This window comes from Paraburkholderia sp. BR10937 (assembly GCF_040965695.1).
In the GTDB taxonomy this organism is placed as follows: domain Bacteria; phylum Pseudomonadota; class Gammaproteobacteria; order Burkholderiales; family Burkholderiaceae; genus Paraburkholderia.
In genome coordinates this window covers 1-15,377 of record NZ_JBFRCL010000080.1, presented here as the reverse complement: position 1 = coordinate 15,377, position 15,377 = coordinate 1, and the positions used below count along the sequence as shown (strand labels likewise).

Here is a 15,377-nt window from a genome sequence, read left to right as displayed (position 1 = left end):
ACCCAGGTAACCCTGGCCCGGCGGCGCATCCATTTTGACCCCTGAGTACTGGAAGGACCGATCATGAGCTACAACGCCCCCGTCAAGGACATGCTGTTCGTGCTGAAAGAGCTGGCCGGCATCGACGCCGTCGCAACCCTGCCGGGTTTCGAAGACGCCGGTTTCGACACTGCGCAGGCCGTGCTCGACGAGTGCGCGAAGCTCTCCGGCGAAGTCATCGCGCCGCTGAACGTCGAAGGCGACCGCGCGCCCAGCAGCTGGCGCGACGGCGAGGTCACGGCGACGCCGGGCTTCGCCGGGGCGTTCCGCCAGTACGTCGAGGGCGGCTGGCAGGGTCTGCAGCATCCGTCCGAATTCGGCGGCCAGGCGCTGCCCAAGCTGATCGCGACGCCTTGCATCGAAATGCTCAACGCGGCAAACCTCTCGTTCGCGCTGTGCCCGCTGCTCACCGACGGCGCCATCGAGGCGCTGCTCACCGCGGGCAGCGACGAGCTGAAGGCGCGCTATGTGCCGAAGCTCATCTCCGGCGACTGGACCGGCACGATGAACCTCACCGAGCCGCAGGCCGGCTCCGACCTCGCGCTGGTGCGCTCGCGCGCCGAACCGCAGGGCGACGGCACGTACAAGGTCTTCGGCACGAAGATCTTCATCACGTGGGGCGAGCACGACATGGCGGAGAACATCGTTCACCTCGTGCTGGCGCGCACGCCCAACGCGCCGGAAGGCGTGAAAGGCATCTCGCTGTTCGTCGTGCCGAAGTTCCTCGTCAACGAAGACGGCTCGCTCGGCGCGCGCAACGACGTGCATTGCGTGTCGATCGAACACAAGCTCGGCATCAAGGCGAGCCCGACGGCCGTGCTCCAGTACGGCGATCACGGCGGCGCGATCGGCTATCTGGTGGGCGAGGAGAATCGCGGACTCGAATACATGTTCATCATGATGAACGCGGCGCGCTTCGGTGTGGGCATGCAAGGCGTCGGCGTGGCCGAGAGCGCGTACCAGAAGGCCGTGGCGTACGCGAAGGAGCGTGTGCAGAGCCGCCCCGTGGACGGCTCGCTCAAGCAGTCGGCGACCATCATCCATCATCCGGACGTGCGCCGCATGCTCGCCTCGATGCGCGCGATGACCGAGGGCGCACGAGCGCTCGCCTATGTCGCCGCCGCCTATAGCGACCACGCTCACTACCACGCCGACCCGGAAGTGCGCGCGCGCAATCTCGCGATCTACGAATTCCTCGTGCCGATCGTGAAGGGCTGGAGCACCGAGATGGTCAACGAGGTGACGAGCCTCGGCGTCCAGGTGCATGGCGGCATGGGCTTCATCGAGGAAACGGGTGCGGCTCAGTACTACCGCGATGCGCGCATTCTCGCCATCTATGAAGGCACCACGGCGATCCAGGCGAACGACCTGGTGGGCCGCAAGACGGTGCGCGACGGCGGCGCGGTTGCGAAGGCGCTGCTTGGCGAGATCGCTCGGACTGCTGAGGAACTGGGCCAGACCGGCGGCGCGGCGGCGGCATCGATGCGCGCGCAGCTGGAGAAGGGCGCGCGCGCACTGGCGAATGTCGTCGATTACGTGGTTGCGAACGTCAAGCGCGACCCGAACGCGGTGTTCGCGGGCAGCGTGCCGTATCTCAAGCTCGCGGGCATCGTGCTGTGCGGCTGGCAAATGGCGCGTGCGCTGCTCGTCGCGCAACGCGAACTCGCGAACGACGCGGAGTTTTACGGCGCGAAGATCGCGATCGCACAGTTCTACGCCGAGCACATTCTCGCGCAGGCAGGCGGCCTCGAGACGTCGGTCCTGGCCGCAAAGGGCGACGCCGGCGTGCTCGCGCTGAGCGAAGTGCAGTTTTGATCGGGCGGCTTAGGGCGCTCAGTTAGCAAGTAAGGAAGAGGATATGTCGTCGATTGATCTGATCGCACAGTACGGCCCACGCGAGTCGATGGAATACGACGTGGTGATCGTCGGTGGCGGTCCCGCCGGGCTGTCCGCGGCGATCCGCCTGAAGCAGCTGGCCGCGGAAACAGGCGCTGAAATCGGCGTCTGCGTGCTGGAGAAAGGCTCGGAAATCGGGGCGCATATCCTCTCGGGCGCGGTCATGGATCCGCGTGCCCTGAACGAGCTGATTCCGGACTGGAAGGAGCAAGGCGCACCGCTGAACGTGCCGGTGACCGAGGACAAGTTCCTTTTTCTTTCCGAAACGGGGGCTAAGGCTGTGCCGAACTGGGCACTGCCCGACAACTTCAAGAACCACGGCAACTACGTCATCAGCCTCGCGAACGTCACGCGCTGGCTGGGCCAGCAGGCCGAGGCGCTGGGCGTCGAAATCTTCCCGGGCTTCCCGGCCGCCGAAGTGCTCTACAACGACGACGGGTCGGTCAAGGGCGTCGCCACCGGTAACATGGGTGTCGGCAAGGACGGCGAGCCCACCGAAAACTTCCAGCTCGGCATGGAGTTGCACGCCAAGTACACGCTGTTCTGCGAAGGCTGCCGCGGGCACCTGGGCCGTCAACTGAACGAGAAGTTCAAGCTGGGCAAGGACTCGGACCCGCAGGTCTACGGCATCGGCATCAAGGAACTGTGGGAGATCGATCCCTCGAAGCACCAGCCCGGTCTCGTGATCCACACGGCCGGCTGGCCTCTGGAATCCGATACGTACGGCGGCTCGTTCCTGTACCACATCGATAACAACCAGGTGATGGTGGGCTTTGTCGTGGGTCTCGCGTACCAGAACCCGTATCTCTCGCCGTTCGAGGAATTCCAGCGTTACAAGACGCACCCGGAAATCCGCAAGTACCTGGAAGGCGGCAAGCGCGTCTCGTACGGCGCGCGCGCGATCACGGCAGGCGGCCTGATGTCGCTGCCCAAGCTGGTGTTCCCGGGCGGCGCGCTCGTGGGCGACGATGCGGGCTTCCTGAACGCCTCGCGCATCAAGGGCAGCCACGCGGCGATCAAGACCGGCATGCTGGCCGCCGATGCGGCGTTCGAAGCCGTGCAGGCCGGCCGCCAGAGCGATGAACTCGCGGCTTACCCGGAAGCGTTCAGGCAGTCGTGGCTCCACACGGAGCTGTACAAGGCGCGCAACTTCAAGCAGTGGATGAGCAAGGGCCTGTACCTGGGCACGCTGATGGTGGGCATCGAGCAGAAGCTGTTGGGCGGCAACGTGCCGTGGACGCTGCATCACCAGCATCGCGATCACGAGATGCTGAAACCCGCTTCGCAGTGCAAGCCGATCGAGTATCCGAAACCGGATGGCAAGCTCACGTTCGACCGGCTCTCCTCGGTGTTCATCTCGAACACGAATCACGAAGAGAACCAGCCGGCGCACCTCACGCTCAAGGACGCGAGCGTGCCCGTGAACGTGAACCTGCGCACCTACGCGGGCCCCGAAGCGCGCTTCTGCCCGGCCGCGGTGTACGAGTTCATGAAGAATGACGACGGCAGCGACCGCCTGCAGATCAACGCGCAGAACTGCGTGCACTGCAAGACCTGCGATATCAAGGATCCGACGCAGAACATCGTATGGGTCACGCCCGAAGGCGGCGGCGGCCCGAACTACCCGAACATGTAAGCACCGGGCGGCGACTGCCGTCGATCCGGGTTGTGGCAGGAGAGGCGTAGTGCGCCTTTCCTGCCATTTTTTATTTTACGTCCGCGAATACCAGTACATGCCGTCGTCGCGCAGCTCGCGTTTCACTTCGCCGCGATACATCAGGTAGTTCAGGCACGCGAAGCTCTCGCCGGTTGCGAGACTCATCTGCCCGAGATCGTCTTCGCCGATGCGCGCGTGCAGCCTCGGTGCGGGCGCCCGTATCGACAACGGCGCAACCGTCTGCGTCATCGATAAGCCATACGTTGATGTGATCGAGCGCCCAGGGCAGCGGCATACGCAGCCAGCGCACGCCCGGCGCGATCTCGAGGGTCGAGCCTGACGCGGGCGGATCCGGGTAGGGATAGCGCAGCGTTGATCGCGCGCTATTGGATGCGACCTCGGGCGTGCTCTCGGGGGCGGCTTCGGTGCGTTCGGTCATGCTTCGGGGCGCAAAGGGAAATGGGGCGCGCAAACTTTCGCCCGGCGCGCGCAGGATAGCGAAGGCGGCGTGCCCGCCCACGTCCTTTTGAGGGGCTGAACGCGTGACGGACATCACTGCGGCACCACGCTGCGCCGCCGCACGCCTGTTTACTTTTGTTTCCGCTTGTTGCTTCTCGTTGCCGCCTGTTTCCCTTTGTTGCCCGATGGCGACGCCCGATCGCGTAGCATCGCACCTCAACGTCGATATTTATTGCGCCGCAACAAAATGATGCCTACACTGACCAATGCCGGCTGCCTCGACGCTTTCGCAAGGAGGGCGTGACATGACGAATCGATCAAACACATTGCATGCATCTCTGAAGCTGCACGTCTTCGAACAGGAAGGAGGGTGGCATTGGGGCATCACCATCCCTCGCAGTGCGGGTAGCGGCTTCAAACTCATCGCATACAGCGAAACGACCTTTAACGGCGAGAGCGAAGCGCTCCGCGACGGCAGCCGCGCGCTCGAAAATCTTCCGGAAGACGCGGCACTCGCGTTCGCGCCCTGATACGGCGTACATCCACGATAAGGCCGTTCACGAAGTCTCTTTACGGCACATACAGTAGATGAACTTCTGCGTCGCGCCACCCGGCGTGTGGTGCTCTTCGCGTTCCTGTTTGAGCAGCGTGAAGGGCGCGCCAAATTCGGCGTGCAACGCATCGGCGCTATAGCGCATGACGGGCAGCCCGCTGCAATGGTCGGGGCCGTCCTCGGCAAAGGTCGCCACGATCACGATGCCGCCCGGTTTTACGGCTCGCAGCACGGCGTTCACGTAGGCTTCCCGGTCTTCGTGGCTCGTCAGGAAATGAAACACGGCGCGGTCGTGCCAGACGTCGTAAGCCTGCACGGGCAATTCGATTTGCGTGATGTCGCCCACGATCCACGAAACGCGGTTTGCGCGTTCGCCCACTCTCGTTTCCAGGCGCATGCGGGCGGCGTCGAGCGCGGCGTCGGAAAGGTCCAGCACCGTGACGCTGCGATAGTCATCCGCCACGAGGTCGTCGACCAGCGTCGACGCGCCGCCGCCCACGTCGATGATGGCCGCGTCCTTCGACAAACCTGTCTGACGAATGAGCGCTACCGACTGGAGCGCATGCTCCTGAAACCAGCTAACGTGGGTGGGCGTCTTTGTCGTGTAGACGCGATTCCAGTGATCCCGCGACTGCATAAAACCTCCTGCCTCGTTACTCGCAAAGCTCGATGTCCGAAAGCGTCTGCGTGCTCGTTTCCTTGAGCAGCGCGCGAGGACGCTCACATTGTCGCTGAAGATAGGGCTCAACAGCGCCCCGACGCAGCGTGCGAGTCGCGCGGTCGATGTGAGGGAAGCCGAGCGGACATGATGGGCGTTTGCGGCGCGTTTTTGAAGTGCGGGGTTTTGTGTTGAAAACGATCTATTTTGATAATTAAAGTTATCTTATCTGACTGGTTTGATGGCGAACCTGGACCACGTCGAGCCGTCTTGCGGAAAGCTGTGAGCTTGCACATCGCGGTTTTCGCGCAGCGTGCAAGCGGATCCAGAGGGTAGGGCGTGCGAAACCGGCGTCAGACAACGCCTGTCGCACGCCTTGCGCCTTACCCCAGTTTATTGGCCTGCTCCTTCGCGAGCAGGCGTTGAGCCTGTCGGTCTCCGCGGTTGGCTTCCTGCGAGGTCTGCACCGACGTTTCGGTGGCTTCGGCCAATGCAGCGCGTGCGGCATTGCTGATCGTGACGGCATACGAAGCCGACGACGTCGAGGCCGGTGTCGTCGTACTGGACTGCGCCTGCGTCTTGCTGGCTGGTTGCGTAGCGGCAGTCGCCTGCTGGTTCTGCGCGCCGGTATTCGCTGCGGTTGCAGCGGCGGGTTGGCTAGAAACTGCCTGGATTGTCATCAGAAGGTCTCCAATAAAGAGAGAAAAAACCGGGAACTGCGCCCGATTTATCGGAGCACCTTCCAGAAGCTTAAGAACTATTTATTTTCTGAAAGCGAATCAACTTAAGGCTCGCATAAGCTGCGATTCGATTTGCGCCAGCGCCATTCATAATCGCCCGACGACTGGTTCAAAAGCTGATCAGGTCCGGGTTTCCTGATGTCCCGTGCCGTGGCGCTTCCGCCCTTAGATCTCGTTGAAAACATGTTCTGGAATGAAAGCAACTTTTATTCAGCTTAAAAGATGTAGCTTCGGTAGCGCGAAAATAGGGTTCCAGGTCGGGAAATATCGTTTAGATAAGGAGTTCATCAGAATTCAAAGCTACCATCCCGCAAATCTTTCAAGTTTCCTCTGGAAATCCATTGTGTTGCCGCTCACGAACGACGTAACTCCCGACAACTGGTCCTCGTGGATCCTCCGGCAGCGTCATGGCGACGATCGCGCCCATGAGCACAAGGTCCGTGGCGAGATCACAAGGTACGCGGACCGTGTGCTGGATTCCGTTCGCCTGCACCCCGGCATGACATTGGCCGACATCGGGACGGGCGATGGTCTCGTCGGGTTCCGCGCGATTGAACGGACCGGCGCCTCGCTCCGGGTCCTCATGACCGATATTTCGGCGCCGCTGCTGCGGCACACGGAAGAGCGCGCCCGAAGCCTGGGTGTGAGCGGGCAGTGCGCATTCATACACGGCAACGCCGAAAACCTGGAAGGCATCGCGAATGAAGCAGTCGATGCCGCCACGATGCGCGCGGTGCTGGCGTATGTGGCAGACAAGCCCGCGGCAATGCGAGAGATTTACCGCATTCTCAAACCGGGTGGCCGCTTCGCCATCGCCGAGCCGATTTTGCGTGACGAAGCGCTCGAGGTTTGCCTGCTCAAGCAACTCGTCGATTCCCGTGCGTTCAACACGGAAGACCCTTTCTTTCCCTTGCTGCTCCGATGCCGGGCGGCGCAGTTCCCCGACACGGAGGAGAAGGCGCGCTCGCTGCCCATCACGAACTATGGTGAACGCGACCTCGTGCGTTTCGCGATCGACGCGGGCTTCACCGACATTCATCTGGAATTGCACATCGAGGTGCGAACAGAGGACAGCCTGCCTTGGGAAACGTTTCTTCGTACCTCGCCCCACCCGTTGGCGCCCAGCCTGGAAGAGATCTTCGAAAAGGAATTTACCCGCGATGAGCGCGCATATCTGGAAGTCAGAATGCGGGCGATCTTCGAAAGCGGAGCGCAACTCGGCGCTGAGCGCATCGCCTATCTGACGGCGAAGCGGCCGTAGAGACCGGATGCAAACGCCTGCTTAAGGATTGCATAAGCGTTAACCCTGCAGAATGCGCCGCATGCCTGCCGCAACGCCGCCAACGTGTGGTGTTTGCGTTCCGGTCCATGCTCGCGCATTCATGCTGCGCGGGATTGGCTTAAGGAGTCCATATTGTCCAGTCCGCAGTCTCGCGCGATGGTTCTGCGCGTCTTTCGCTTCTACAGACCGAATCGCGTGCGCGCCACGTTCGCCGCCGTTGCATCGGGCACCGCACTGCTTGCCGGTTGCGCAAGCTACCAGGCGCAGCCATTGGCTACGGGACCTTCGTTGACCACGCAGGATGCGCTCGCACGGGTGCAGATCGATCCCGCGAAGATGCCATTGCCCGAGCTTGCAGCACATCGCTTCGATCCGTCGAACGGCTTCGACATCGAAGACGTCGCGATGCTGGCCGTCGCCAACAATCCCGACCTGAAAGTTGCGCGTGACGATCTCGGCATTGCGCAAGCGCAGGCGTTTTCGGCAGGACTCTTGCCGGATCCCCAGGTGAGCGTCTCCAGCGACTATCCCGGGGCCGCTGGGTTGTCGCGCGCGTTCAGCTACGGCCTGAGCATGGACGTGATGGCAATTGTCACGCGTGGCGCGAACACGAAGTCTGCCAGCGCCACGGTTCGCAAGACCGATCTAGGTCTGCTCTGGCAGGAATGGCAGGTCGTGGCGCAGGCGAAGCAGCTATACGTGAGAGCGCGCTTTCAGGATGAGGTGTTGCCGCTGCTCGAGAAGCAGACGGCGCTCGCCCGCACGCGTTACGAACGCACCGCGCACGCGGCAAGCGAGCACAACGTGACGGCGGACAGCGTCACCGCGTCGCTCACGGCGTACGAAGACGCCCGCAAGCAGTACACCGACATGCAGCACGCGCGTGAGCAGACGCACCATGACCTCAATGCGCTGCTCGGCCTGGCGCCCGACACGACGCTGACGCTCATTGGCGACACGGCAGTCACGCCGATGCCGGATGGCATGCTCGACGCCGCCGTGGCGAAGCTGGCGCTGCGCCGTCCCGATCTGATCGCGCTGCAGGCCGGCTACGAGGCGCAGGAGCAGAAGTACCGCGCCGCGATCCTCAACCAGTTCCCCAGTCTTTCTGTGGGCTTTACGCGGCAGCGCGACACTTCGGAAATCTACACTAGCGGCTTCGCGATCAACCTCACGCTGCCGGTCTTCAACCGCAATCGCGGCAATATCGCCATCGAGCAGGCCACGCGACAGCGTCTCGCAGACGAATACCAGACGCGCCTGAACGCGGCTTACGCCGATATCGCCCATCTGCGTGCCGACAGCGCGATCGCCGCGCATCAACTCGATCAGGACGACGCTGCGCTGCCTGGGCTCGAACGTGCCGCCGCGCAGGCGCGCGACGCCTACGCGGCGCGCAACATCGTGCTTGGCCAGTATGTCGATGCGCAAACTGCGGCGCTCGCGCGTCGCATCGATGCCGCCACTGCGCGCGAAGCGCTAGCAGAGCAACGCATTGGCCTCCAGGCGCTGCTCGGCAGCGCGATCCCCGACCCTGATCAGGCCCCGTCCGCGCGAGGCGCCACTGCTGAAAGCGCGCCCACCAATACCCTCGTTGCACGTTGATCTCCATGACTGAGCACCGCTTTCTTTCCGGCACGCGCACGCGTGTCGCCGTCTGCGCACTTGGCGCGGCGGCCGCGCTCGCCGCTGGCGCAGCGCTTTTCGCACCGCATGCAGCGCGCGCAGATGACGCAGGCGCGTCGGACAGCACGCCTGCGCCATCCGCCGCCGTGCAGGTCGTGCGCGTGATGCGCCAGCCGGTTGCTCAAACCGTTGTCGCGTATGGCTCGGTTGCGTCCGCGGCCTCGAACGCAACGTCCATCAGCTTGCCGTATCTCGCACGCGTGACGCGCGTGCTCGTGCAGCCCGGCCAAACCGTAGCGCAGGGCGCTGCGCTCTTCGTCGTGCAAGCCGATCCCAACGCCGTGATCGCCTATACGCAGGCACAAAGCGCAGCGAGGCTCGCGCGTGGCGAACTCGCGCGCACCAGCTCGCTCTTTCACGACGGTCTCGCCACGCAATCGCAGCTCGCCGCGGCGCAAAAAGCGCTGGATGACGCACAGCAGGCGCTTGCTGCGCAACAAGCGACGGGCATTACACCAGGTTCGAAAACGATCGCGGCGCCAGTGGCTGGCGTCATCGCGCAGCTTGCCGCGGTGCCGGGCGACCGGATCCAGGCGGGCACGGCGCTCGCCCAGCTCGTTGCATCCAATGGCTCCGCGGGCAATGCCGCGAACATTTCGCTGGGCGTCGAACCCGCCGATGCGCTCACGCTGCACGCCGGCGATCGTGTCGTGCTGCGCCCGCTATCCGCCTCGCTCGGATCACAGCGTGCGCAAGGGCGCATCGTGCTCGTCGGCGCCGCCATCGACGCGCAGAGCCAGCTCGTGAACGTGAGTGCGAACGTGCCGCTCGCGGGCGCCGCCTTCCTGCCGGGAACGCGCGTGCGGGCCGACATCAACACGCTGGCCGGCACGTGGTGGAACGTGCCGCGCGCCTCGGTACTGCAGGACGCGAAGGGCAGCTATGTGTTCCAGGTCGCGCCGGACAACAAGGCGCACCGCGTCGACGTGAAGGTGAAAGTCGAGCATGGCGATACGTACGGCGTGGATGGCGCGCTCGACGCCTCGCGGCCGCTCGTCGTCGTCGGCAACTACGAACTCGAAGACGGCATGGCCGTGCGCGTGGCGCAAGGCGGCGCTCGATGACGTTCAGCCAGTGGATGCAGCGCCACCGTCGTTCGCTGCTGTTCGTGATTGCGCTTGCCGCGCTTGCCGGAGCGCTCACCGCGTTGCGCCTGCCGATCTCGCTTTTTCCGAACGTGTCCTTTCCGCGCGCCGTGATTTCGCTCGACGCGGGCGACCGTCCGGCCGAACAGATGGCGACGCTCGTCACTATGCCGGTGGAGGAAGCGTTGCGGCGCGTGCCGAACGTGCGCGACGTGGAATCCCGCACGAGCCGGGGGTCGGCGGAGATCTCCCTGAATTTCGACTGGGGCACGGACATGGCGCAAGCCACGTTGCAGGCGCAGTCGGCCATTGCCGAGATCCTCGCGACGCTGCCGCCCGGCACCAGTATGCAGGTGCGCCGGATGGACCCGACGGTGTTTCCGGTGCTCGCATACAGCCTGACGTCGTCGCGCTTGTCGCTTTCTCAACTCTACGACCTCGCCCAGTTCCAGTTGCGTCCGCTGCTTTCCTCCGTGGCGGGCGTGGCGCGCGTGGACGTGACGGGTGGGGCGCGCGACGAGCTCGAAGTGGCCGTCGATCCCGCGCACCTCGCGACGTACAAGCTCTCGGTGGCTGATGTCTCGCGCGCAATCGGTGCGGGCAACGTGCTGATGGCCACCGGGCGCATCGAGGACCACGACAAGCTCTTTCTCGTCGTGGCGAATTCGGCTTTCAGCGGGCTCGACACGTTGAAAAACGTGGTCGTGTCGTCCGCGGGCGCGACGCAGATCCGCCTGCGCGATGTCGCCACCGTCACCCAGGGGACCGTGCCGCAATGGATACGCGTGACCGCCGACGGTCAGGATGCGGTGCTGGTCAACGTCTACCAGCAGCCCGGCGCGAACAGCGTGGCGATGGCGCGGGCGATTCGCGCGCGTCTGAAGGACTTCGGCCCACAAATGCCGCACGGCGTGACGCTCTCGAACTGGTACGACCAGAGCGAGCTCGTGATCGCCTCGGCTACCAGCGTGCGCGATGCCATCATGATTGGCGTGGTGCTCGCGGCGCTCACGCTCTTCGTATTTCTGCGCAACACGAAGATCACGCTCATCGCCGTGGCGCTCGTGCCTATCGTGATGGCCGCGACCATTCTGCTGCTCGACGTGTTCGGCATGGGCTTCAACATCATGACGCTCGGCGGGATGGCGGCGGCGGTGGGCCTCGTGATCGACGATGCCATCGTGATGATCGAGCACATCGCGCGGCGTATGCGCGAAGCGGGCGCGCATGCGTTCCATGGTCGGGTGATGAGCGCGGCGCTCGAATTCACGCGGCCGCTCGCCGGCTCTTCCGCGGCAACGCTCATTATCTTTGTGCCGCTGGCGTTTCTCTCGGGCGTAACCGGCGCGTTCTTCAAGGCGCTTTCGGTGACGATGGCGAGCGCGCTCTTTATTTCGTTCCTCGTCACGTGGCTCGCCATCCCGATTCTCTGCGACCGCTGGCTCACCGCGAAAGATGCCGAGGAGCATCGCGAAACGCGCTTCGCCGCGTGGCTCAATCGCACCTACGCGCGGCTCGTCTCTCGCGTGAGCGCGCGGCCCCTGTGGGTGCTCGCGCTCGTGGTTCCGCTTGCGCTGCTTTCGGCGCTCGCGTTCACACGGGTCGGCAGCGGCTTCATGCCGTCGATGGACGAGGGCGGTTTCGTGCTCGACTATCACACGCAGCCGGGCACGTCGATTACGGAAACCGATCGCTTAATGCAACAAATCGAAGCGATCATTCGCGCGAACCCGAATGTGGCGACGTATTCACGCCGCACCGGCGCCGGACTTGGCGGCGACCTGAACGAGCCGAACAAGGGCGACTTCTTCGTGCGCCTGAAGTCGGGTAGCCGCGAACCGATCGACACGGTGATGGAGGAGATCCGTTCGCAGATCGAAACAAAAGTGCCTGGCGTGAGCGTCGAGCTTGCGCAGTTGATGGAGGACCTGATCGGCGACCTCACGGCGGTTCCGCAGCCCGTGCAGATCAAGATTTACTCGGACGACTCCCATGTGCTCGACACGACCGCCCAACGTGTGGCCGCACGCATCGGCAAGATCGGCGGTATCGTCGACGTGAACGACGGCATCAATCCTGCCGGCGACGCCATCGATCTGCACATCCGGCCCGACGCCGCGGCTGCCGAGGGCATGGATCCGCAGGCAATCGCGCAGCAGGTCTCCGACCTGCTGGACGGGAACGTGGCGACGCAGTTCCAGAATGGCCCGAAGACAGTTGGTGTGCGCGTGCGTGCGCAAGGCGCGCTGCATATGACGGACACCGAACTTGCACGCCTGCCGTTGCGCGCGCCGGATGGGCACGTGTTCGCGCTTTCCCGCGTGGCCGACCCGGTGCACGTGAGCGGTCAACCCGAGATCAGTCGCGACAACCTCAAGCGCATGGTAGCGGTGACGGCGCGCATCGACGGGCGGGACCTCGGCTCGAGCATTGCCGACGTGCAGCGTGCGCTCGCCGATCCCGCGCTCCTGCCAACGGGCGTCTACTACGAACTTGGCGGCTTGTACCAGCAACAGCAGATCGCCTTCAAGGGGCTGCTCGCGGTGTTCGGCGCGGCCGTGGCGCTGGTGTTCGGCCTGCTGCTCTTCCTCTACGAGCGCTTTCGCGTGGCGCTCGCGGTGATGGCAATGCCGCTGCTCGCCACCGGCGCCGTGTTCATCGGGCTGTGGGTGACGGGCATCGAACTCAACATCTCCGCGATGATGGGCATGACGATGATCGTCGGCATCGTGACGGAGGTCGCGATCTTCTACGTTTCCGAGTTCCAGGGGCTCGTACGCGACGAAGGCGTGCCGCTCGAGGAGGCGTTGCAGGCCGCGGGCCGCAATCGCCTGCGGCCCATCGCGATGACGACCATCGCAGCCATTCTCGCGCTGCTGCCGCTTGCCTTCGCGCTCGGCCAGGGATCTGCAATGCAGCAACCGCTCGCGGTCGCGATCATCTCGGGCTTGATTGTGCAGATGCCGCTCGTGCTGCTGGTGCTCCCTGTGCTGCTGCGCCTCCTGCTTCGAGTAAAGGGAGCAGGTGAGTAATGGCGGGTGCAAAACGAAGAGGTGTGCAAATGATTTGCATCCACCGCAGTAACAGATTCGAAAGAAAAATCCTTGAAATAGTCGTTGACTCGGCTCGCGCGTCGTCACTAGAATTCGTGTGTTTCCACGAAAGGGGCATATGCCTTGGACAGTTGTAGTTGTCGACCTTCGAATCGTATTTCTGCCTGACCGGCACGACGCCCGCCTGGATTCTTCCTTAGCCGCCGTCCTGCCAGCAGGCAGACGGTGCGCGCCGCAGTAGCTTCCGCAGTTTCTCCCGCGCATCTTTTCGATTGGCCGCCGTCATTGACGCGCGTGCTGTCACGCACGTTGGTCAACGCGACCCGGCGCGTCGAGCCATTGGCTCGCGCCGCCGCTCGTTCACGCCGTTTTCGCGCGCGCAATTGCGTGCCGGAACCGGCGTGCGGTTAAACACGTCCGTCAAACATGAACCGGACCCTAATGAAAGAGGAGCTCACGATGCCCGACCCTGAGCCTAAACCCTGCACATCTCGCCTTGCGTTCCCGCAGAACGCGGGCCACTTCGCCTGACATCTGGCCGCATACGTTCCTCCCACACGCCCGGGCATATCGCCCCGCGTGCAGCGAAACGAAGGCACGCCTGATCGATGGCGCCACGTTTCAGGCATCTGGAGGAATCATCATGCACTTCGCTCTCCTCGTTTCGCAGCTCCCGCACGTCGAAGAAGCTCGCACGCATTACAACGGCATGCTCGCGCTCGATGCCCGTTCGAACGCATCGACCGGCGTAGTCGCTGCCATCTGGACGGCGCTCAAACAGCTCGCTCGCTGACACGGCCGGGCGTGGCCGACTGTCTGTCCACTGCATCAATACCGGCAGGCGGCAGGACAGTGCCACGCCTCAATCATCGATTTCCAGCAGCACTGCTAAGGAATAACTAGAAATGTCTACCACTCCCGCAAACCTCACGCAACGTCGCGGTGCCGTGCTCGACGACGCGCACGTGGGCGATATCAAAGGCGCCCTCGGCACGATCGCCCGCCACGACACCGCCCCTCGCAGCAACTGGATGGCGCGCCTGCGCACGCTGCTCGCCATCCTCGGCCCCGGTCTCATTGTCATGGTCGGCGATAACGACGCCGGCGCCTTCGGCACCTATACGCAGGCGGGGCAGAACTACGGCACGTCGCTGCTCTGGACGCTCGCGCTGCTGATCCCGGTTCTCTACGTGAACCAGGAAATGGTCCTGCGCCTGGGCGCCGTGACCGGCGTCGGCCACGCACGCCTCATCTTCGAACGCTTCGGCAAGTTTTGGGGTGCCTTCAGCGTCATCGATCTTTTCCTGCTCAATGCGCTCACGATCGTCACCGAGTTCATCGGCATTACGTTTGCACTCGACTTTCTCGGCGTCTCGAAGGTTCTCGGTGTCTGCATCGCCGCGGTACTAACGATGGCGGCGGTCAGTACGGGCGATTTCCGCCGCTTCGAACGTTTCGCGATCGTGCTGTGCCTGTTGAGTCTGCTGCTGATCCCGGTGCTCGTTTCGATTCACCCGCCGGTGGGCGTCATCGCGCGCGACTTCTTCGTGCCGACCTGGCCGGCGAATTCGAAGCTCTCCGACGTGATGCTCCTCGTGATCGGCATCGTCGGCACGACCGTCGCGCCGTGGCAACTGTTCTTCCAGCAGAGCTACGTGATCGACAAGCGCATCACGCCGCGCTTCATGAAGTACGAAAAGGCGGACCTCTGGATCGGTATCGCGTTCGTGATCGTCGGCGCTGTGGCGATGATGGCCTTCACCGCCGCGCTCTTCGACGGCAAGCCCGAGTTCGGCAACTTCACCGACGCGGGTGGCGTGATTGCAGGTCTGCACAAATACGTCGGACAGACGTCGGCCACGATCTTCGCCGTCGCGCTGCTCGATGCGTCGATCATCGGCGCTGCCGCCGTCTCGCTCTCGACGGCCTATGCGATTGGCGATGTCTTCAAGGTCAAGCACTCGCTGCACCGCAGCGTGCTCGACGCGAAGGGCTTCTATCTCGTCTACTTCGGCATCATCGCGCTCGCGGCCGCCCTCGTGCTGATTCCCGGCAGCCCGCTTGGCCTCCTGACCGAGGCTGTGCAGACGCTGGCTGGCGTGCTGCTGCCGAGCGCAACGGTGTTCCTGTTGCTGCTGTGCAATGACAAGGCGGTGCTTGGCCCGTGGGTGAATTCGAAGAAGCTGAACGTGTTCACGGGTGCAGTGATTGCCGTGCTCGTCGTGCTGTCGATCATCCTGACGGCGGCCACCGTGTTTCCGGACATCAG

12 protein-coding genes are annotated in these 15,377 nt (G+C 63.7%); 9 read left to right on the top strand and 3 right to left on the bottom strand.

Features of this window, described 5'->3' with window-relative positions:
• The first annotated feature begins 63 nt into the window (after window positions 1–63).
• Window positions 64–1,854: an acyl-CoA dehydrogenase gene (locus AB4Y44_RS38490; protein ID WP_368702433.1), complete on the top strand. Its 1,791-nt coding sequence runs from the start codon at window positions 64–66 to the stop codon at window positions 1,852–1,854.
• A gap of 43 nt (window positions 1,855–1,897) precedes the next feature.
• Entirely contained in the window at window positions 1,898–3,571 is a 1,674-nt protein-coding gene (locus AB4Y44_RS38485) for an electron transfer flavoprotein-ubiquinone oxidoreductase (protein WP_368702432.1), read from the top strand.
• Window positions 3,572–3,646: 75 nt separating this feature from the next.
• Here the strand turns inward: AB4Y44_RS38485 and AB4Y44_RS38480 are convergent, their stop codons facing one another.
• Complete coding sequence (locus AB4Y44_RS38480; RefSeq protein WP_342921427.1) at window positions 3,647–3,841, bottom strand: hypothetical protein; 195 nt, start codon at window positions 3,839–3,841, stop codon at window positions 3,647–3,649.
• A gap of 515 nt (window positions 3,842–4,356) precedes the next feature.
• Between AB4Y44_RS38480 and AB4Y44_RS38475 the strand changes: the two genes are divergently transcribed.
• A complete protein-coding gene (locus AB4Y44_RS38475; protein ID WP_069265725.1) occupies window positions 4,357–4,581 on the top strand; it encodes a hypothetical protein in 225 nt (74 codons plus the stop codon).
• Between the two features lie 27 nt (window positions 4,582–4,608).
• On the opposite strand, the gene AB4Y44_RS38470 is transcribed toward AB4Y44_RS38475, so the two are convergent.
• Window positions 4,609–5,241 (bottom strand): class I SAM-dependent methyltransferase, encoded by a 633-nt coding sequence (locus tag AB4Y44_RS38470; protein ID WP_342921261.1) that lies wholly within the window; start codon window positions 5,239–5,241, stop codon window positions 4,609–4,611.
• Window positions 5,242–5,645: 404 nt separating this feature from the next.
• Window positions 5,646–5,942, bottom strand: a complete 297-nt coding sequence (locus AB4Y44_RS38465; protein ID WP_368702431.1) for a hypothetical protein — start codon at window positions 5,940–5,942, stop codon at window positions 5,646–5,648.
• Window positions 5,943–6,195: 253 nt separating this feature from the next.
• Here AB4Y44_RS38465 and AB4Y44_RS38460 point away from each other — a divergent pair, with 253 nt between their 5' ends.
• From AB4Y44_RS38460 to AB4Y44_RS38435, 6 genes are all read left to right on the top strand, one after another.
• A complete protein-coding gene (locus AB4Y44_RS38460) occupies window positions 6,196–7,263 on the top strand; it encodes a class I SAM-dependent methyltransferase (RefSeq protein WP_368702430.1) in 1,068 nt (355 codons plus the stop codon).
• Between the two features lie 153 nt (window positions 7,264–7,416).
• On the top strand, window positions 7,417–8,889 hold the full coding sequence (locus tag AB4Y44_RS38455) for a TolC family protein (protein ID WP_368702429.1): 1,473 nt from the start codon (window positions 7,417–7,419) through the stop codon (window positions 8,887–8,889).
• A gap of 5 nt (window positions 8,890–8,894) precedes the next feature.
• Window positions 8,895–10,034, top strand: a complete 1,140-nt coding sequence (locus AB4Y44_RS38450; RefSeq protein WP_368702428.1) for an efflux RND transporter periplasmic adaptor subunit — start codon at window positions 8,895–8,897, stop codon at window positions 10,032–10,034.
• Window positions 10,031–13,087 carry an efflux RND transporter permease subunit gene (locus AB4Y44_RS38445; RefSeq protein ID WP_368702427.1) on the top strand — a complete coding sequence of 1,019 codons (3,057 nt, stop codon included), beginning with the start codon at window positions 10,031–10,033 and terminating at the stop codon, window positions 13,085–13,087. Before AB4Y44_RS38450 ends, AB4Y44_RS38445 begins: the two co-directional genes overlap by 4 nt.
• Window positions 13,088–13,751: 664 nt before the next feature.
• The gene (locus AB4Y44_RS38440) at window positions 13,752–13,901 is read left to right on the top strand and encodes a hypothetical protein (RefSeq protein ID WP_368702426.1); all 150 of its coding nucleotides are present in this window, start codon (window positions 13,752–13,754) and stop codon (window positions 13,899–13,901) included.
• A gap of 112 nt (window positions 13,902–14,013) precedes the next feature.
• A partial coding sequence (locus AB4Y44_RS38435; RefSeq protein ID WP_368702425.1) for an Nramp family divalent metal transporter occupies window positions 14,014–15,377 on the top strand: 1,364 nt, incomplete at its 3' end.